Below are 18,334 nucleotides of genomic sequence, written 5' to 3' on the forward strand. Positions count from 1 at the left end.
ACTTCCCCGGGAGTACGCGTGATCACCTCACCGGGCTGACGCTCGCGCGGGCCGGTGCCGTCTAGCGTGGCGGACATGGACGAGCAGCGGGTACGGGAGCGCGGCCCCGCGCACTGGTGGCACCACGGCCCCCCGTGGTGGCACCGCGACGACGACGGCGAGGACGGGCCGTCCCGCGGCCGGCTGCCGTGGCGCACCACCGTGCCGTTCACCGTCCTGGTACTGGTGGGCTCGAACTTCGCCGCCCACGAGCAGCCGCACCGCGAACACCTGGACGGGTACGCCCGCCTGCTGCTCCTGGCCACCTGCGCGCTGTTGCTGTGGCGGCACCGGCACCCGGTGCCGGTGGTGTTCGGCACGGCGGCGCTCGCCCTGGTCTACCTCGCGGCCGGCTATCCGTACGGGCCGGTCTTCGCGGCCGTCGCCGTGGCCTGCTTCGGTGCCGTCGTCGCGGGGCGCCGCCGGGCCGCGTGGGCGGCTCTCGGGATGCTGTGGGGCGGCCACCTGCTGATCTCGCTCTGGCTGTACCGCTGGCTGCCGCCGCCGGGTGACGCGGGTTCGAGTCCCGGCCAGGAGATGATCACCGCCACCTGGGTGCTGATCATCGTCTCCGTGGCCGAGCTGGTCCGGCTGCGGCGCGAGCAGTGGGCGCGGGAGCGGGCCGACCGTGCCCAGGCGGCCCGGCGGCGGGCGGACGCGGAACGGCTGCGGATCGCCCGCGAACTGCACGACGTGCTGGCACACAGCATCTCGGTGATCAACGTCCAGGCGGGTATGGGCCTCGCGCTCCTGGACTCCGACCCCGAGCAGGCCCGGTCGGCGCTCACCACCATCAAGGCCGCCAGCAAGGAGGCGCTCGGCGAGGTGCGTCAGGTGCTCGACACCCTGCGCGCCCCGGGAGACGCGCCGCGCGCGCCCGCCCCCGGCCTCGGGCGGTTGCCGGAACTGGTCGAACAGGCGGCGAGCGCCGGACTCACCGTGGCGGTGGAGGGGGAGCCGCCGCGGCTGCCGCCCGGAGCCGACCTGGCCGCCTTCCGGATCGTGCAGGAGGCGCTCACCAATGTCGTACGGCACTCGGGTTCGCGGCACGCGCGCGTGCGGTTCGGACACGAGGGCGGGGAGCTGCGGTTGCGGATCGACGACGACGGTCCCGCGACCGGCGCGGACGCGGGCGGCAGCGGGAACGGGCTGGCCGGGATGCGGGAACGGGCGGCCGCCCTGGGTGGCACCATCGAGGCGGGACCGCGCGCCGACGGCGGCTTCCGGGTGCTCGCCGTACTGCCCTTGACCGATGCCGTAGTGCCCATGACCGACTCCGTGCTGCCCACGACCGACCGGGAGGACCGATGATCCGGGTACTGCTCGCCGACGACCAGTCGCTGGTGCGGGCCGGTTTCCGGGCGCTGCTCGACGCGCAGCCGGACATCGAGGTGGTCGGGGAGGCGGCGGACGGCGACGAGGCGCTGCGCACGGTCCGTGAACTGCGTCCCGATGTCGTCCTGATGGACATCCGCATGCCGCGTCTCGACGGCCTGGCCGCGACCCGCCGTATCACCGGCGAGGAGAAGCTGAAGGACGTCAGGGTGGTGATGCTGACGACGTTCGAACTGGACGAGTACGTCTTCGAGGCGATCCGCTCCGGCGCCTCCGGCTTCCTCGTCAAGGACACCGAGCCGGAGGAACTCGTGCGCGCCGTCAGGGCGGTGGTAGGTGGGGACGCACTGCTGTCGCCGGGGGTGACGCGTCGGCTGATCGCGGAGTTCGCCGCCCGTTCCAAGGAGCCGGCCGCCGCCGACACTCTCGCTCAACTCACGGAAAGGGAACGGGAGGTGATGGCCCTGGTCGGCATCGGCCTGTCCAACGAGGAGATCGCCCGTCGCCTGGTGGTCAGCCCTCTCACCGCCAAGACCCATGTGAGCCGCACGATGGTCAAGCTGGGCGCCCGAGACCGGGCCCAACTGGTCGTCCTGGCCTATGAGTCGGGGCTGGTCCGGCCGGGCTGGCTGGGCTGAGGCGCGCGCCGGAAGCGGACGAGCACGCTGACGACCCGGGCGAGGAAAACCAGGGTGGCGAGCGCCATGCCCACCAGCGGCAGCGCACGTTCGAAACCGCCGGGCAGGTCGAAGAGCAGTGCCGGTCCCGCCACCGCTCCGAAGACCACCGCCGCCGCGAACACCCCACTGCACAGCGCGTATCCGATCTCGACGGTGATCGTGTCCCGCTCGGCCTGACCGCGCCGTCCCCCGTGACTCGTCATTCCGGCAATGTCACAGCCGTGCGCCCGGCGGGGCAACCGACCCGCCGGGCGCAGGTGTGGAGCGTCAGGTCAGTCGCGCACGGACACGCGCTCCGCCTCCAGGGACGTGGACTTGGCGATCACGACGGTCTGCTGCTTACGCGGGGTGCGCAGTCCGGTGAGTGTGATCAGGAGGCCGGCGAGGGCCACGCCCGCGACCACCATGAAGCCGGGGCGGTAGCTGTCGAGCATCGTCTGCGGGGTGGCCTGCGCCGGGGCGCCCGCGGTGACCACGGCCGTCACGATCGCGAGGAAGATCGCGCCGCCCACCTGCACCGAGGTGTTGAGGAGCCCGGAGACCATGCCCTGCTCGTGGTCGTCCACCCCGTTGGTGGCCTGGATGTTGAGCGAGGGGAAGACCAGCGCACAGGCCGCGCCGATCAGCAGCATCGACGGCAGGATCACCGCCGCGTACCCCGGGTCCAGGTCGATGCGCAGGAACAGGGCGTATCCGACGACCATGAACGCGAAGCCCGCAGCTATCAGCCGCGGGGTGCCGAAGCGGTCCACGATCGCACCGACCTTGGTGGAGGACACCGCCACGAGCGCGCCCGCGGGCAGGAAGGCCAGGGCGGTGTGCAGCGCCGACCAGCCGAGCAGGGACTGCATGTACAGGGTGGTGAGGAACTGGAAGCCGACATACGAGCCGAAGAAGGCGACCGCGCCGAGCTGGGCGCGGACCTGGCTGCCCGAGCGCAGCACGCCGAGCCGGATGAGCGGGCCGGGGGAGCGGCGTTCGACCCGGACGAAGACGGTCAGCAGGACCGCGACCGCGAGGAAGGACAGCAGGGTGCGGGCCGACGCCCAGCCCACCTGCGGGGCCTCCACCACGGTGAACACCAGGAGCAGCATGGAGGCGGTGCCGAGGACCGCGCCGGGGATGTCGTAGCCGTTGTGGTCGCGTTCGCGTGAGCTGCGCGGCAGCAGCTTGAGGCCGGTGAGGAGCGCGATCAGGGCGATGGGGGCGGGCAGCAGCATGGTGAGGCGCCAACTGGCCTCGGTGAGCAGGCCGGACAGCACCAGACCCATGGAGAAGCCGGTGGCCGCGCAGGTGGTGTAGATGGCGAGGGCACGGTTGCGCAGCGGGCCCTCCGGGAACGTGGTCGTGATGATCGAGAGGCCGGCCGGAGCGGTGAATGCCGCGCTCAGGCCCTTGACGAAGCGGCTGGCGATCAGCAGCGGGCCCGAGTCGACCAGGCCGCCGAGCAGCGAGGCGAGCGCGAAGACGCCGAGGGCCACGAGGAACACCTGGCGGCGGCCCAGCAGGTCGGCGGTACGGCCGCCGAGCAGGAGCAGGCCGCCGTATCCCAGGATGTAGCCGCTGACGATCCATTGCAGCGTCGAGGTCGACAGCTGCAGGTCGGAGCCGATCGACGGCAGGGCGACGCCGACCATCGACACGTCCAGGGCGTCCAGGAACATCGCGGCGCAGAGCACCAGCAGAGTGCCCCAGAGGCGCGGAGTCCAGCGGCCCGTCGCGGGCGGGGCGGCAGGGGCGGTGAGCGGAGAGGTCATACCCACGGACACTACATGCACATGCATTGAATGCGAGCGCATTTGATTACGATGCAACAATCCCGTTGCTCTGCTACGGTGCGGGGATGGCGGCGAAGAAGCCCGAGCAGGCACTCGTGGAGCAGTGGCGGGACATTCTCGCCCTGCACGCCCGCACCCAGTGCGAACTCGACCGCGCCCTGCACGGCCACGGCCTGTGCGCCAGTGACTTCGAGGTGCTCGACCTGCTCTCCGCGGGTCCGGCGGCGGACAGTGCCTGCAGTTACCGCGTCCAGGAGATCGCTGAGCGGGTGCATCTCAGCCAGAGCGCGCTGTCCCGGCTGATCGCCCGGCTGGAGAAGGACGGCCTGGTCGAGCGGGCCATGTGCCCGGAGGACCGGCGGGGCGTGCGGGTGGCGCTCACGGGCAAGGGGCGCGCGCTGCACGGCGAGGTGCTGCCGGTGCAGCGCGCGGTGCTCACCCGGATGCTGGCCGGTTAGAACCGGCGGTCAGATCCCGGAGCTGGTGCGCCACAGGTCGACCAGTTCCGGGTCGCCGATCACCTTCGGTACCGGTATCCGGTTCCACAGCGCCAGATACAACTCGTCCGCAGGGCCGGAGAGTTCGGCCGTCGCGTCATGGAGTGCGCCGACTTCCGTGACGGGCGGCTGCTCCGACAGCCGTACGGTCCAGGCCGCGTCCCTGTCCTCGGCGCGGACCAGGAGCACCCGCGGGTATGCGGAGCGGAGCCGGCTGCGGGAGCGGGCGTGGAAGCCGCGCAGCAGCTCGTCGATGCCGTCGACCGCCAAGTCCGTGCCGATCGGGGAGACGGGCCCGCCCCGGGCGGCCTCGGCGTCGTACCGGTGGACGGTCGTCTCATGAGCCTGCCGGCGCAGCCAGAAGATCAGTGGTGAGGGGACGGGGGCGGGGTGGAACGTCCAGCACGTCACGTTCTGCGGCGCAGCGGCCAGGGTGTCGACGAGGTCACGGTGGCCTTCCCGGAACCAGGTGGTCAGTTCGGTGCCGTCGAGGTCGGGCGGGTCCGGGATGGGCCGGGGGCCGGGATGGGCGTCGGCGACGACACCGGCCGCCCACCGGTGGATGGTGCCCGTGTGCCGCAGCAGGTCGCGCACCCGCCAGTCCGGGCAGGCCGGCACCTCGGCGTCGAGGCCCGCCTCCATGGCGGCCGCGGCCAGCGACCGGCCCTCCCGGTCCAGGATCTGAAGAAACTCGGCAGTCTCCATGCCGCGAGTCTGCCCGATACGGCGCACGCCAGTGCGGCAGGCCCCGGCGTGGCATGCCTCAGCGGAGCAGGAACCCCACCGCGTACCCCAGCGCGTTGACCGCCCAGTGCAGGGCCATCGGTGCCAGCAGGGAGCCGCTGCGGTCGCGCAGCCAGCACAGCAGGCAGCCCGCCACGGCCGTGAACAGTACGGCCCCGACGTCCACCAGGACCGCGCCGGCGACCGACTGCCCGAAGACCGAACCCAGGGTCGGCTTGTCCTTGTTGAGGTTCAGCGAGGGCAGGATGTGCCAGAGGCCGAACAGCACGGAGGAGAGGACCGCGGCGGTCGTCGCCGTGCGCAGCCGGCACAGCAGCGCGAACAGCACCCCGCGGAAGGCGATCTCCTCCAGCAGTACGGTCCCCACGGGCACCGCGACCAGCGCCTTGAAGGCGACCTGCGCACCGCTCAGCGCGGCGGTCCGCTGGTCCGCGAACAGCCCGCGGGTGACCGGGACAAGGGCCCCGCACAGATAGACAGCCGTGACGATCCCGATCAGGGTGAGGGCCCAACGCGCCCCGTCCGCGAGCGTGTTCCGGCCCAGCCCCAGCTCCGCCCAGCTGCCTCCGGCCCACAGCAGCAACGTCACCAGGACCGCCGAGGCGATGACCGCGGTCAGCAGGATCCACGACCGGGCCCAGCGGTTGTCCAGCAGGTTGACCGCCACCAGGACGGCCACCGCCGACGCCAGGGCGGCCCGGGTGGGGAGCCCGTGGACCGGCATCTCCGGGCCGCGCGCTGTCAGAACTCGACCGGGTCACGCGGCAGCGGGCAGGTCATGCAGTGCCTGCCGCCGCGCCCCCGGCCCAGTTCGGCGCCGACGATGGTGATGACCTCGACGCCCGCCTTGCGCAGCAGGGTGTCGGTCCGGGTGTCGCGGTCGTAGGTGAAGACCACGCCCGGCTCAGGCGCGACCGCCCCACCCCCCCTCGCGTAGGCGTACACACCCGCGTCCGGGTCCGCCCTGCGCAGCGCCGGCGTCTGGAAGACCAGGGTCGGCACCAGCATGCCGGTACCCACGATCACCCAGGCGATCAGTGCGCCCGCGGCACCGGTCTCCTCGGCGAAGCGGCGCGGCAGCGAGAACACACCGGCGCCGACCATCGAACCGGCCACCATCGCGGTCAGCGTCGGCAACGCCGGCTTGGCCACAGGTGGCGAGAAACGGGGACTTTCGGTCGTCCGGGCCTGGGCCATGCCCACAATGATGGGATATCCGAGGGTGCTCTGCACCTTTTGTCGCCCAAGGGGATGGGCTTGGGGATCTTCCGGATGCGGCGGCCGGTGCGGTGGCCGATCGTGGTCTCGAGGTGGCCAAGTGGGTGTTGCGGGCAAGGCTCTGAATCATACGAGGGACTGGACCCGGCGGGTCGCGGAACGGGTGCGCCGGCACTCGGGCCCCGACCGGGTGGTCCGGCGGCGGCCGTGCTGGGGCGGGATCGCCGTGGCGGTGCTGTGCTACTGCCTGTCCCTCACACCGTCCCTGCTCCCGCGCGCCTGGTGGCTCCAAGGTCTCGTCGCCGGCGTCTCGGCGGTCGTCGGATACGTCGTCGGCGCCGTACTGGAGACACTCGCCCGGTTTCTGCTCCGCTGGGCCGGCTTCCGTATCCGACCGCGTGTCCGCAGGATCGTCTGGGCGGCTCTCACGGTCCTCGGGGCCGCCGCGGTCGTCACCGTCACCGCCTGGAGTGTTCGTTGGGAGGGCGAGGTCCGCCGCGCGGTGGCCCTGCCCCCGCAGGTGGTCTGGTGGCAGTGGGTGCTCGTCCCGGTCGTCGCCGCGTTCGTCGGGACGCTGCTGCTCCTGGTCGGCCGTACGGTACGGCTCGGCACCCGCCTCGTCGCCCGCCCACTCGGCGTCCACGTCCCACGCCCCGTCGCGTACGCCACCGGGGTCGCCCTCGCCGCGTTCGTGATCGTCGGAGTCGTCCAGGGCTTTCTGCTGCGCGCGGCACTGGACGCGATCGAGAGCGGTGCGTCCCTCACCGACCAGGGCACCACCGAGGGCGTCCACCAGCCCGGCCTGCCCACCCTCTCCGGCACTCCCCGGTCCGCCGCCCACTGGGACACCCTCGGCGCCAAGGGCCGCGACTTCGTCGGCACGGCCACGGCCCGTGCCGACATCACCGCCTTCACCGGCCGGTCAGCGAAAGACCCGGTACGCGTCTACGTCGGCCTGCGCACCGCCGACACCCTCGACGAACGCGCCGCCCTCGCCGTACGCGAACTCGAACGCACCGGCGGCTTCTCCCGGAAGATCCTCGCCGTGATGGGCACCACCGGCACCGGCTGGATCAACGACCAGGGCAGCAAACCCCTGGAGTACATGTGGGGCGGCGACACCGCCGAGGTCGCCATGCAGTACTCCTACCTGCCCAGCTGGGTCTCCGCGCTCACCGAGGACGAGGCCGCCGACACCGGGCGCGCCCTCTTCGACGCCGTCTACGCCAAGTGGCGGACCCTCCCCGCGGGCTCCCGCCCCCGGCTCCTCGTCTACGGCGAGAGCCTCGGCTCCTTTTCTCTGGAGTCCGCCCTCGACGGCTCTCTCCCCACGCTCACCTCGGAAACCGGCGGCGCGCTCTTCGTCGGGCCGACCTACGACAACCCCCTGTGGAAGAGGGTCACCGCGCAGCGGCAGCCCGGCAGCCCCGAGTGGCGGCCGGTGGTCGGCGACGGCGCGCATCTGCGGTTCGCGCAGGTGCGGACGGACTACGGCATCCCGCCCGCGCCCTGGGGAGAGCCCCGCGCCGTCTACCTCCAGAACGGCTCCGACCCCGTCGTCTGGTGGTCACCCGACCTCGCCCTCCACCAACCGGACTGGCTGGACCGCCCGCGCGCCCGGGACGTCTCACCGGCGATGCGCTGGTATCCGCTGCTGACGTTCTGGCAGGTGGCGTGCGATCTGGCCGGGGCGGACAGCGTGCCCGACGGGTACGGGCACCGGTACGGCGCGCTGCCGACGAGCGCGTGGGCGGAGATCACGCAGCCACCGGGCTGGACGGCGGCCGACACGGCGAGACTGGCCGGCCTGCTGGAGTCGGTACGGGAACCGGGGTTGCTGGACTGATGGTTGCGCGCTTCTCCACTGCTGTGGTGCGGCGTCGCTCGCCTTTTTCTCGTCGGCCACTTTGATCCGCCGCAGCGGTGCCCGGCCATGACGGCGGCACTTCGGCGGTGCCGGACAGCCGCTGGTCCGTCACTTGCTCGTCGCACCTATCAGCGTCGCGATCCCCGCCAGTAGCGCCACGCTCGTCAGCGCCGTGGGCAGTGATGTCCAGCCAGCCATGAAACCGATCGCCGGCGGGCCCAGCAGCATGCCGCCGTAGCCGAATGTGGAGGCCGTCGCGACGCCCGAGGGACCGGCCAACGCGCCCGCGCGCTCCACCGCCACCGGGAACAGGTTGGCCAGGCCCAGGCCCGTGATCGCGAAGCCGAGCAGGGTTGCCCATATCCAGGGTGTGAGGGAACCGAGGAGCATGCCGGCCGCTGCCGTGCCGCCGCCGAAGATCACGGTCTTGGACCGGCCGAGCCGCTCCAGCAGCCGCGTGCCGCTCGCTCGGCCGATCGTCATGGCCAGCGCGAAACACGTGTAACCGGCCGCTGCGAGACCCGGCGACGCATCCAGGTCCTGCCGGAGATGGAGTGCGCCCCAGTCGGCCATCGCCCCCTCGCCGTACGCCGTGCACAGGGCGATCAGGCCGAAGACGATGACCATGCGGCGGGTACGGATGTCCAGGCGACGCGGGGCGGCGTCGGTGTGCTGCTCGGTGTGCGGGACCGGGGCGTCGTACCGCAGGAGCGTGCGAGCGGTGATGGCCGTGACCAGCAGGCCGATCACGGTGAGGGCGAGCAGGTGACGTGTGGGGGAGAGGATGCCGGCGACCAGTCCGCCCAGGCCCGCCCCGATCATGCCGCCCAGGCTGAACGCCGCGTGGAAACTTGGCATGATCGGGCGGCCCAGGGCGGCGACCAGGTCGACGGCCGCGCTGTTGAAGGCGACGTTCAGACCGCCGTACGCGGCGCCGAACACGAGCAGTACGGCGCCGAGTGCCGCCACCGAGTGGGTGAGCGGGGGCAGCGCGACGCTCAGTGCGAGCAGGGTCGCGCAGACCAGCGTCACCGGGTGGCTGCCGTACCGGCGGCAGAGCCGGCCCGTGAGGGTCATGGTGATCACGGCGCCGGCCGAGACGCCGAGCAGTGCGAGCCCCAGCGCGCCGACCGAGGCGTGGGTCTGGTGCTTGATGTCGGGGATCCGCACCACCCAGCCGGCGAAGACGAAGCCGTCCATGGCGAAGAGTGCGGTGATGGCGATGCGGAGGCGGGTGAGGGCGGCGGTGCTACCCGGCACGACGGTGTGCGATCGGGTTTTGTTTATTAGCGGCACAAAATCAGCGTAGGAGGTGTGCCGGGGCGCCGCAAGGGGAGTGTCGGTCGTTGTGGTGGCCGCCGCGTGCCCGCGGCGGAGGCTCGTCGGTGAAATGCGGAAGCAGGTCATAGGGGGCCTACATACACCCCTGACTCGGAGGTCAGCCCCATCCTCACGCGCCCGCGGACCCGGTTGGCTGTGATCGTCACCGAACAGGACCCACAGCACCGGGGGATTCGATCATGAAGATGCCGCCGTCGAGAAAGACCAGGACCGCCGTACTGACCGCAGCGCTGCTCGCGCTGGCCGCACCCATGGCCGCGACCGCCGTCGCCGCCGGGCACCCGGCGCCGGGACGCTCCTACAGCGAGGACGAGCTCCGCCAGGACCTGGCGGCCGTACGGAAGGCCGGCGGCGGCGATGTGAACGTGCTGGCCAGGGTCGACGGACCGCACGGCGTGCCGCTCATGGCACGGATCGGTACCCGGACCGCCGACTCCTCGGCCCCGATCCCGTGGAACGCGCACTTCCGTGTGGCGAGCACGACGAAGACGTTCGTGGCCACCGTGGTCCTGCAACTCGTGGCGCAGAAGCGGCTGTCGCTCGACGACACCGTCGAGCACTGGTTGCCGGGGGTCGTCGCGGGCAATGGCAACGACGGGAGCCGCATCACCGTCCGCGACCTGCTCCGCCAGACCAGTGGCCTGTACGACTACATCGACGACCCGGAGATCCAGGACCGGCTGATCAACCACTTCGACGAGAACCGCTACGACACCACGCCCGCTGCCGATCTGGTCGCCGTGGCGATGCAGCACGCGCCGGCGTTCCTGCCCGAGCCGGGCGGGGCGACCCGGTGGGCGTACTCCAACACCAACTACCTGCTGGCCGGGATGATCGCCGAGAAGGCCGGCGGCGCGCCCTGGGGCGAACTGGTCGAGCGCCGGGTGATCGCCAGGCTGGGACTGCGGCACACCTCCATTCCGGGGCTCGACCCGCAGTTGCCCGACCCGCACGTGAACGCATACCTGACCGGCGCCGACGGTAAGCGTCTCGACGTCACCGAGCACAGCTTCCAGCACACCGCGGACTCCGGTGTCGTGAGCACCACCGCCGACCTGAACACCTTCTTCCGCGCCCTGGCCGGAGGGAAGTTGCTGCCCGCCGCGCAGTGGCGTGAGATGCGGCAGACCGTCGAGCGGACCGACGACCCGGAGGACGTGGCGGAGATGCCCGAGGGCACCTACGGTCTCGGGCTGCGCAGGATCCCGCTTTCCTGCGGTGGTTTCTACTACACCCACGAGGGTGACGGAGCGGGCGTCAACGCCCGCCCCGCGGTGAGCGCGGACGGCAGGCGAGCGGTGACGATCTCCATCACGACGACGGCCGCGCCGCCGGACCTGGCCGCACTCAACCGCGCCACGGGCACCCTCGTGGACCACGCGCTGTGCGCCGCCGGGCCCGCCAAGGGCTCGCGGCAATAGCCTCCTCTTCGGGTACGGCTCTCTGCGGGCCGGTGAGGCCTGGGCCGCGCGTGCCCAACGGCCGGCCTGATTCCGTGCCAGGAGCCAAGTACCCGGGCCTGACCGCCGGAGCCTTCCGCCGGCTCGGCGCGGTGTCGCGAGCGGAGTGCCGTTCGGTCGTGGCGTTCAGGCGTCCCGTCGGTCATCGTCGCTCAGACTCAGGGTAGAAGGGCCGTGTCGCCCTCGGACTGGCGGCGGAAGGCCTCCTGGACGAGGGGGTCGGCGGCGTGGCAGGTGCGGCCGAGCGCTTCCGTGTCGCCGGCGACGCCGAGCGCGAGCAGTGCACGGCCCACCCCGTCGGCCATCCGGTGCCTGTGCTCGCGGTCCGCCTCCCGGGCCTGGTCGGTCAGACCGTTGCCGAACCGCAGGGCGGCGAAGCCGTCGGTGAACACGCCCACCAGGTCGCCCCACTGCTCGGCGGCTGCGGCACGGACCAGGTCGTCCATCACGCCTTCGAACCAGGAGAGGTACGTCGCTGCCAGCGCGTCGATGATCGCGTCCCGGTCGGGCAGGTACTGGTACAGCGAGTCGTGGTCAGCGCCTGGACACCCTCGGCGACCAGAACGCGCTCCGCGGCCTTCAGTACCGTGCCAACCGGGCTTTGCTGCGGGCCTGTTGGGGTGTCCGCCGCAGGACGACCCCGGTCTCTTCGGTGGTCGGCGATCCACGTGGTCAACCCCACGGGCTACGGCGCCGCCTTCACCGCCGGCTTCGTCCACGGCATCGGGCTGGGCCGCAGTCCCAGGAGGCCGCCGTGCTCGGCGACGCCGTGGCGGCTCTGGTCGCCCAGGGCCTCGGCAGCGACTACGGGGGCCTTCGACCTCGCCGCCGCCGTCACGTTCGCGGCGACCGGCGTCAGGCGTGCGTAAAACGTGACGTTGACCACGCCCGTCCTGGACGTCCGAGAAGTACCTTCCGTCCCTCGAACCGCTGAAATCCTGCGGATATTCACTCGGTAAAGGTGTCTGTGTTCGGAAAGAGTCCGGCAACAGCTCGGTTAATAACTGCCCGCTGATTGGTTACCGGAGAGTGAGCGGTCCATGATGGGCCCATGACGTTGGCCTCGCGCGCTCTGGCGCAACTGGCGACCTGGCCCGACCTGACCCAGGCGGTACCGAGCTGTGGTCTGGGGCAGGCGGTGAATTCGCATCAGGGCGAGATCGCGCACTTCCACTCCGACCGCGATGTGGACCTGCGTCTCACCACGCACGCCATCCGGCACTTCGCCACGGATCTCAAGAGCACGGGAGCGATTCGCATCGTCCCGGGTTCGCAGTGGGTGACGATACGACTCGACGCCGCGAGTGACGTCGATCTGCTGCTGACCCTGGTGAGCGTCGCCCTCCAGGCCCAGCAGAGCTGGCCCGACCCGGCCGACCGGCCCGTGTTCGGCTGCAACGACCAGCGGGGCGCGGGCTTCGTCAGCGCGGACACCAGCGGCATGTGAGATGAGGGCCGGCGTCATGTGACCGGGGTCCGCGGCAGCGTCACACGGTTATGACCCGGATCCCCGCCTCCTCGAACCGGCGCACCGTCCCGGGCGTGGCCGCAGTGTCCGTCACCAGTGTGTCCACCAGTTCCGCCGCGCAGATCCGGGCGAACGCCCGGCCGCCCAGCTTGCTGGAGTCGGCGGCGACGATCACGCGGGCCGCGCGCTCGCACAGCAGCCGGTTGATCGCGGCCTCCGCCTCGTCATGGGCCGCCGCCCCGTGCACGACGTCGAAGGCGACCACCCCGAGCACCGCCACGTCGAGGGTGATCTGACCCAGCACACCGTCGGCGAGCGGCCCGATGAGCTCGTACGACTGCGGGCGCGCCACCCCACCCGTCACCACGATCTTGAACTGGGGCCGCACGGCGAGCTCGTTGGCGATGTTCAGCGCGTTGGTGACGACCGTCAGTGCCGGCGTGCCGGTGGCGAGGTCGCCGCGCACGGCCAGGGCGCGGGCCACCTCCGTGGTGGTCGTCCCACCGGTCAGCCCCACCGCCTCGCCCGGCGCGACCAGTTCCGCGACCGCCTTGGCGATCCGCTGCTTCTCCGAGGCCCGCCGGGCGGCCTTGTAGCGCAACGGCAGCTCGTACGACACCCCGTGCACCACCGCCCCGCCCCGGGTGCGCACCAGCATCTGCTGCTCGGCGAGCTGGTCGAGGTCCCGCCGGATCGTCGCCGCCGACACCGCCAGCTCGGCCGCCACCTCCTCGACCTCCAGACGGCCGCGCTCGACGAGCAGCTCAAGCAGCGCCTTCCAGCGGGCGTCGCGCGACATCCGCCCCCTCCGTTCCTCGATCTCCCGGCGACCCTAACCCACCCCGCCTTCCGCGGAATGCTTGATTGTGCTCGAAAACTGCCCCTATCTTGCAAGAACAATCAAATGCGGGAGGCTCCGGCATGACGTATGTCGAGGACGAGCTGTACAGCCAGCCCGAGTGCTGGATACGGGCGGCGGAAGAGGCGGGGCGGTACACGGGGGCGTTGCCGGCGGCGGGGGAGCGGGTCGCCATCGTCGGATGCGGCACCTCGTACTTCATGGCCCAGGCGGCGGCCGTACTGCGCGAGTCAGCGGGGCAGGGGGAGACGGACGCGTTCCCCCCCTCGGAGTTCCCGCACGGGCGGTCCTACGACCGGGTGCTCGCCCTGACCCGGTCCGGCACCACCACCGAAGTGCTGCAACTGCTGGGGCAGTTGAAGGGGCGGGTGGGCACGTCCGCGATCACCGCTGACCCCGACACCCCCGTGCTGCGGGCCGCCGACGACCTCATCGTCCTGGACTTCGCGGACGAACGCTCCGTCGTCCAGACCCGGTTCGCCACCAGCGCCCTCACCCTCCTGCGCGCCCACCTCGGCCTGCACACCGACGCGGTGGTCGCCGACGCCCGCACCGCGCTCTCGACCCCCCTGCCCACAGGGCTCGTCGAGTGCAGGCAGTTCACCTTCCTGGGGCGCGGCTGGACCGTCGGACTCGCCAGCGAGGCCGGGCTGAAGATGCGCGAGGCCTCGCTGTCCTGGACCGAGGCCTACCCGGCGATGGAGTACCGGCACGGCCCGATCAGTATCACCACCCGCTCCACGGCCACCTGGATGCTCGGCCCGGCGCCCGCCGGACTCGCCGAACAGGTCCGCGCCACCGGCGGACTGTGGATCGAGGGCGCCCTCGACCCGCTCGCCGAACTCGTCCGGGCCCAGCGCCTCGCCGTCGCCGTCGCCGCCGCCCGGGGCCTCGACCCCGACCGGCCACGCCATCTCACCCGCTCGGTGATCCTCGCCCCGACCGGGGAGGCGTGACCGTGCCCCTCGCCGCCACCGGTGAGCTGCTGACCCGGGCCGCCGAGGCCCGGTCCGCCGTCGCCGCGTTCAACGTCATCACCCTGGAGCACGTGGAGGCCGTCGTCACCGGCGCCGAGGCGGCCGGTTCGCCCGTGGTCCTCCAAGTCAGCGAGAACGCCGTCAAGTTCCGCTACGGAAGGGTGCTCCCGCTCGCCCGCGCCGCCACCGCGGCCGCCGAACGTGCCGGCGTGCCGGTCGCGTTGCACCTCGACCACGTCCAGAGCGACGAGCTGCTCCGGCAGGCACCCGAGGCAGGCTTCAGCTCCGTGATGTACGACGCCTCCCGGCTGCCGTACGCCGAGAACCTCGCCGCGACCGCGGCGGCCGTCGACTGGGCGCACACCCAAGGACTGTGGATCGAGGCCGAGTTGGGCGAGGTCGGCGGCAAGGACGGCCGCCCGCCGCAGGACGCCCATGCGCCCGGCGCACGCACCGACCCCGAGGAGGCACGGGCCTTCGTCGCCGGGACCGGGGTCGACGCGCTGGCCGTGGCGATCGGCAGCGCGCACGCCATGACCACCCGCACCGCGGCCCTCGACCACGACCTCCTCACACGCCTGTACGCCGCCGTGCCCGTCCCGCTCGTCCTGCACGGCTCCTCCGGAGTCCCGGACGACGGCCTGGTCGCCGCCGTCGCCGGCGGCATCGCCAAGGTCAACGTCGGCACGGCGCTCAACATGGCGATGACCGCCGCGATCCGCCGCTTCCTCGCGGACCACCCCGAGACGGTCGACTCCCGCAAGTACCTCAGCGTCGGCAGGGAGGCGATGGTCCGGGAGGTCACGAGGATCACCGGCGTCCTGCGGACTACCCGCGCTTGACCGCCTTCAGCACCACGAACTTCGGGTCGCTCGCCACCAGTTGGCTGTTGCCGAACAGCCGGCGCAGCTTCACGTGATAGCCCAGGTGCCGGTTGCCGACCACCCACAGCTCGCCGTCCGGCCGCAGCGCCCGCTTCGCCCCGGTGAACATCCGCCACGCCGTCGCGTCGGTGGTCGCCTGGTGGGAGTGGAACGGCGGGTTGTTCAGCACCACGTCCACGCTTCCGGCCGCGACCCCGGCCAGCCCGTCCCCGACCCGGAACTCGGCATGTCCTGGCACCCCGTTGGCCTTGTACGTGGCCTCCGCCGAGGCCACCGCCTGGAACGACTCGTCGACGAACAGCACCTCGGCCGTCGGATCGGCCAGCGCCACCGCCGTACCGACGACCCCGTTGCCGCACCCCAGATCCACGATCCGCCGGCCGCCCTCGGGCAGATGCCGTAGGAAGAACCGGGTACCGATGTCGAGCCGGTCGGCACAGAAGACGCCCGCGTGATTGACGACCGTACGCCCGGAGACCGCGCCGATGCCGTCCGGGAGCACGTAGCTGTACGGCCACGGGTTCGCCGGCCTTCGCAACGACGGGTCCGGGACGCAGTGGATCAGCCGGGCCTTCTGCTCGGCCGGCGAGGTGCGGGTCGGGCCGAGGATCCGCTCGAACAGCCGCAGCGTCGACGTATGGATCTCCTTCACCATGCCGGTGCCGATCACGACCGTGTCCTTGTGCACGGCGGGCGCCAGCCTGAGCAGCTGGTCCTCAAGGAGCGCCAGGCTCTTCGGCACCCGCACCAGCAGCACATCCACCCGCTCCGGCGGCGGATCCTGGGTGGTGAGCAGCTGTACCGCCCCCGTCTCGACACCCGCGCGCGCCAGGTTCGCCCGGGTCGCCTCCTGGCTCAGGTACGAGTCGGTGATCTGCGTCGGCCGGTACTCCGCCAGCGCCGTGACCAGCGCGCCCCACCGGTCGCCGAGGACCACGACCGTGCCGGACAGCCCGGTCCTTTCCTCGGCCAGGTGCCTCAGCAGATACGCGTCGGAGGCGTCCCAGGCACGCAGCCGGTCGCTCGGGTCCTGGGGGAAGCGGGACAGCTCGTACTCGCCCCACGCAGTCGTCATACGGTCGCTCATCGTGCGTCCAGGCTAGCGGAGCCGCAGCTCAGACCCGGTCGGGCAGGATGGGGAGCATGGAGGACGAGTTGTTCCCGAGGGCGTGCGCCCAGGTCGCGCCGGGCGCCGTGCACGTCCCCGACTGGCTGAGCGCGCCACGGCAGCGTGAGCTGCTGCACGCCTGCCGGGAGTGGGCCCGGCCGCCCGCCGGGCTGCGCACGGTCCGCACCCCGCAAGGCGGCACCATGACCGCCCGGCAGGTCTGCCTGGGCTGGCACTGGTACCCGTACGCCTACGCCCGCACCGTCGTCGACGGCGACCGCAGCCCCGTGAAGCCGTTCCCGGCCTGGCTCGACGAACTGGCCCGCCGTGCGGTGACCGACGCGCTGGGCCCACAGGCGGTCGGCGGATTGTCGTACGACATCGCGCTGATCAATTTCTACGAGGCCGACGCGAGGATGGGCATGCACCGGGACGCCGACGAGAAGTCGGACGCGCCGGTGGTGTCACTGAGCCTGGGGGACACCTGCGTGTTCCGCTTCGGGAACACGGAGACCAGGGCGAAGCCCTACACGGACGTGGAGCTGCGGTCGGGCGACCTGTTCGTCTTCGGGGGCGAGAGCAGGCTGGCGTATCACGGCGTGCCAAGGGTGTACCCGGGCACGGGTCCGCGGGAGCTGGGCTTGACCGGCCGCTTGAACGTCACGCTTCGCACGAGCGGTTTGTGAAGCGCGCCCCGAAGGGCGCGGGGCTGGATCGATGTGCGGCTCCGCCGCGTGGGCGCGACCAGCCACGACGGCGTCGTACCGTTCGCACGGCGCTCCCGGCTCAACCAGTCTACGGATCATGGCAGACTCGCTCTCATGAGCGGCAAGGCGGCCCCCCGCCCGACGGGGGAAGGGACCTCCAGGACGAGACTGGACCGAGGACGCGGCGCACTCGGCCCCGCACTGGAACTCGTGCACACCGGCCGCGCCCCCACCCGCGCCGTGCTCACCGCCGAACTCGGCGTCACCCGGGCCACCGCCGGCGCCGTCGCCGCCGAACTGGAGGCCCTCGGCCTGATCAGGGTCGACGCACACCCGGGCGCCGCGGCCGGTTCACAGGGCCGCCCCTCGCACCGCCTCGAGGTCGCCGAGCACGGCCCGGTCGCGCTCGCCGCACAGGTCCACGCCGACGGTTTCCGTGCCGCGCTGGTCGGCCTGGGCGGCCGTATCGTCGCCACCGCCCCAGGCTGCGAGACCGTCGACGCCGACCCGGCGAAGGTGCTCGGCTCGGTGGTGGAAGCGGGCGCCGACCTGCTGCGCACCACCGGCCTGCGCTGCGTCGGCGCCGGGCTCGCCGTGCCGTCCGCCGTCGCCGAACCGGAGGGCCTGGCCCTCAACCCCCTGCACCTGGCCTGGCCGGTGGGCGCGCCCGTGCGCCGGATCTTCGCGGAGTGCGTGCGCGCGGCCGGGATCACCCGCCCGGCCTTCGCGGGCAACGACGTGAACCTCGCCGCGCTCGCCGAGCACCGGCACGGGGCAGGCCGGGGCGCCCGCGATCTGCTGTGCGTGGCCACCGGGCACCGGGGCGTCGGGGGCGCGCTGGTCCTCGACGGCCGTCTGCACACGGGGAGTTCGGGACTGGCCCTGGAGGTCGGCCACCTCACCGTCAACCCCGAGGGCCGCCCCTGCCACTGCGGCAGCCGGGGCTGTCTGGACGTCGAGGCGGATCCGCTGGCGCTGCTCATCGAGGCGGGCCGCGACCCCGGCCCCGAGGTGTCGCTGCTCCGGCAGGCCGAGGACCTGGTCCGCGACCACTACGCCGACCCGACCGTGCGCAGGGCCGCCGAGGCCCTGATCGACCGCCTCGGCCTGGGCCTTGCCGGCCTGGTCAACATCCTGAACCCCGACCGCATCATCCTCGGCGGCCTGCACCGCACCCTGCTGGACGCCGACCCCGAGCGGCTGCGTGCCGTCGTCGCCGACCGCAGCCTGTGGGGCCAGAGCGGTGGCGTACCGATCCTGCCGTGCACGCTGAGCCACAACAGCCTGGTGGGTGCGGCCGAGTTGGCGTGGCAGCCGGTGCTGGACGATCCGCTCGGTGCGCTGCAGTGACGGTCCACCACTGAGCGGTGAG

20 protein-coding genes are annotated in these 18,334 nt (G+C 72.2%); 10 read left to right on the forward strand and 10 right to left on the reverse strand.

The features are described from left to right. Positions 1–75 precede the first annotated feature (75 nt). Both ACZ7OO_RS24980 and ACZ7OO_RS24985 read left to right on the forward strand, forming a co-directional pair. Positions 76–1,350, forward strand: coding sequence for a sensor histidine kinase (locus ACZ7OO_RS24980; RefSeq protein WP_471507782.1), 1,275 nt, complete (start codon positions 76–78; stop codon positions 1,348–1,350). Next, the gene (locus ACZ7OO_RS24985; RefSeq protein WP_471507784.1) at positions 1,347–2,012 is read left to right on the forward strand and encodes a response regulator transcription factor; all 666 of its coding nucleotides are present in this window, start codon (positions 1,347–1,349) and stop codon (positions 2,010–2,012) included. The genes ACZ7OO_RS24980 and ACZ7OO_RS24985 overlap by 4 nt, the downstream gene beginning before the upstream one ends. Here the strand turns inward: ACZ7OO_RS24985 and ACZ7OO_RS24990 are convergent. Together ACZ7OO_RS24990 and ACZ7OO_RS24995 are read right to left on the reverse strand one after the other, a co-directional pair. Continuing rightward, a complete protein-coding gene (locus tag ACZ7OO_RS24990; RefSeq protein ID WP_471507786.1) occupies positions 1,973–2,257 on the reverse strand; it encodes a DUF6332 family protein in 285 nt (94 codons plus the stop codon). The two genes, ACZ7OO_RS24985 and ACZ7OO_RS24990, sit on opposite strands and share 40 nt — an antisense overlap. Positions 2,258–2,326: 69 nt before the next feature. Continuing rightward, positions 2,327–3,811, reverse strand: coding sequence for an MFS transporter (locus ACZ7OO_RS24995; protein ID WP_471507788.1), 1,485 nt, complete (start codon positions 3,809–3,811; stop codon positions 2,327–2,329). 86 nt (positions 3,812–3,897) lie between these two features. On the opposite strand from ACZ7OO_RS24995, the gene ACZ7OO_RS25000 reads away from it, so the two are divergent. Further along, positions 3,898–4,290: a MarR family winged helix-turn-helix transcriptional regulator gene (locus tag ACZ7OO_RS25000; protein WP_471507790.1), complete on the forward strand. Its 393-nt coding sequence runs from the start codon at positions 3,898–3,900 to the stop codon at positions 4,288–4,290. Between the two features lie 9 nt (positions 4,291–4,299). Here ACZ7OO_RS25000 and ACZ7OO_RS25005 read toward each other — a convergent pair whose 3' ends face one another. From ACZ7OO_RS25005 to ACZ7OO_RS25015, 3 genes are read right to left on the reverse strand one after another with little or no spacing between them, the layout of a single operon-like run. Further along, complete coding sequence (locus ACZ7OO_RS25005; protein WP_471507792.1) at positions 4,300–5,034, reverse strand: maleylpyruvate isomerase family mycothiol-dependent enzyme; 735 nt, start codon at positions 5,032–5,034, stop codon at positions 4,300–4,302. Positions 5,035–5,092: 58 nt separating this feature from the next. Next, complete coding sequence (locus tag ACZ7OO_RS25010; RefSeq protein ID WP_471507794.1) at positions 5,093–5,797, reverse strand: lysostaphin resistance A-like protein; 705 nt, start codon at positions 5,795–5,797, stop codon at positions 5,093–5,095. Between the two features lie 17 nt (positions 5,798–5,814). Beyond that, positions 5,815–6,270, reverse strand: a complete 456-nt coding sequence (locus ACZ7OO_RS25015) for an arginine deiminase family protein (protein ID WP_471507796.1) — start codon at positions 6,268–6,270, stop codon at positions 5,815–5,817. 184 nt (positions 6,271–6,454) lie between these two features. Here ACZ7OO_RS25015 and ACZ7OO_RS25020 point away from each other — a divergent pair, with 184 nt between their 5' ends. Next, positions 6,455–8,137 carry an alpha/beta hydrolase gene (locus ACZ7OO_RS25020; RefSeq protein ID WP_471507798.1) on the forward strand — a complete coding sequence of 561 codons (1,683 nt, stop codon included), beginning with the start codon at positions 6,455–6,457 and terminating at the stop codon, positions 8,135–8,137. Positions 8,138–8,266: 129 nt separating this feature from the next. On the opposite strand, the gene ACZ7OO_RS25025 is transcribed toward ACZ7OO_RS25020, so the two are convergent. After that, on the reverse strand, positions 8,267–9,418 hold the full coding sequence (locus ACZ7OO_RS25025) for an MFS transporter (RefSeq protein WP_471507800.1): 1,152 nt from the start codon (positions 9,416–9,418) through the stop codon (positions 8,267–8,269). Between the two features lie 260 nt (positions 9,419–9,678). Here ACZ7OO_RS25025 and ACZ7OO_RS25030 point away from each other — a divergent pair, with 260 nt between their 5' ends. Beyond that, positions 9,679–10,920 carry a serine hydrolase domain-containing protein gene (locus tag ACZ7OO_RS25030; RefSeq protein WP_471507802.1) on the forward strand — a complete coding sequence of 414 codons (1,242 nt, stop codon included), beginning with the start codon at positions 9,679–9,681 and terminating at the stop codon, positions 10,918–10,920. A gap of 197 nt (positions 10,921–11,117) precedes the next feature. Here ACZ7OO_RS25030 and ACZ7OO_RS25035 read toward each other — a convergent pair whose 3' ends face one another. Then, positions 11,118–11,405 carry a hypothetical protein gene (locus ACZ7OO_RS25035; RefSeq protein WP_471507804.1) on the reverse strand — a complete coding sequence of 96 codons (288 nt, stop codon included), beginning with the start codon at positions 11,403–11,405 and terminating at the stop codon, positions 11,118–11,120. 239 nt (positions 11,406–11,644) lie between these two features. Next, entirely contained in the window at positions 11,645–11,845 is a 201-nt protein-coding gene (locus ACZ7OO_RS25040; RefSeq protein WP_471507805.1) for a hypothetical protein, read from the reverse strand. Positions 11,846–12,010: 165 nt separating this feature from the next. Here ACZ7OO_RS25040 and ACZ7OO_RS25045 point away from each other — a divergent pair, with 165 nt between their 5' ends. Beyond that, entirely contained in the window at positions 12,011–12,406 is a 396-nt protein-coding gene (locus ACZ7OO_RS25045; RefSeq protein ID WP_471507807.1) for a luciferase domain-containing protein, read from the forward strand. Positions 12,407–12,446: 40 nt separating this feature from the next. On the opposite strand, the gene ACZ7OO_RS25050 is transcribed toward ACZ7OO_RS25045, so the two are convergent. Next, positions 12,447–13,226, reverse strand: a complete 780-nt coding sequence (locus ACZ7OO_RS25050; RefSeq protein WP_471507809.1) for a DeoR/GlpR family DNA-binding transcription regulator — start codon at positions 13,224–13,226, stop codon at positions 12,447–12,449. A gap of 122 nt (positions 13,227–13,348) precedes the next feature. Between ACZ7OO_RS25050 and ACZ7OO_RS25055 the strand changes: the two genes are divergently transcribed. Together ACZ7OO_RS25055 and ACZ7OO_RS25060 are read left to right on the forward strand one after the other, a co-directional pair. Further along, the gene (locus tag ACZ7OO_RS25055; protein WP_471507811.1) at positions 13,349–14,242 is read left to right on the forward strand and encodes an SIS domain-containing protein; all 894 of its coding nucleotides are present in this window, start codon (positions 13,349–13,351) and stop codon (positions 14,240–14,242) included. A 2-nt stretch (positions 14,243–14,244) separates the two neighbouring features. Next, positions 14,245–15,105, forward strand: coding sequence for a class II fructose-bisphosphate aldolase (locus tag ACZ7OO_RS25060; RefSeq protein WP_471507880.1), 861 nt, complete (start codon positions 14,245–14,247; stop codon positions 15,103–15,105). Here ACZ7OO_RS25060 and ACZ7OO_RS25065 read toward each other — a convergent pair. Beyond that, positions 15,092–16,222, reverse strand: a complete 1,131-nt coding sequence (locus ACZ7OO_RS25065; protein WP_471507813.1) for a methyltransferase — start codon at positions 16,220–16,222, stop codon at positions 15,092–15,094. The two genes, ACZ7OO_RS25060 and ACZ7OO_RS25065, sit on opposite strands and share 14 nt — an antisense overlap. A gap of 68 nt (positions 16,223–16,290) precedes the next feature. Between ACZ7OO_RS25065 and ACZ7OO_RS25070 the strand changes: the two genes are divergently transcribed. Both ACZ7OO_RS25070 and ACZ7OO_RS25075 read left to right on the forward strand, forming a co-directional pair. Further along, positions 16,291–16,941, forward strand: a complete 651-nt coding sequence (locus ACZ7OO_RS25070) for an alpha-ketoglutarate-dependent dioxygenase AlkB family protein (protein WP_471507815.1) — start codon at positions 16,291–16,293, stop codon at positions 16,939–16,941. Between the two features lie 135 nt (positions 16,942–17,076). Further along, positions 17,077–18,312, forward strand: coding sequence for an ROK family protein (locus ACZ7OO_RS25075; protein WP_471507817.1), 1,236 nt, complete (start codon positions 17,077–17,079; stop codon positions 18,310–18,312). Positions 18,313–18,334: the final 22 nt, after the last annotated feature.

The sequence above is a fragment of the Streptomyces sp. NPDC111744 genome (assembly GCF_055634995.1).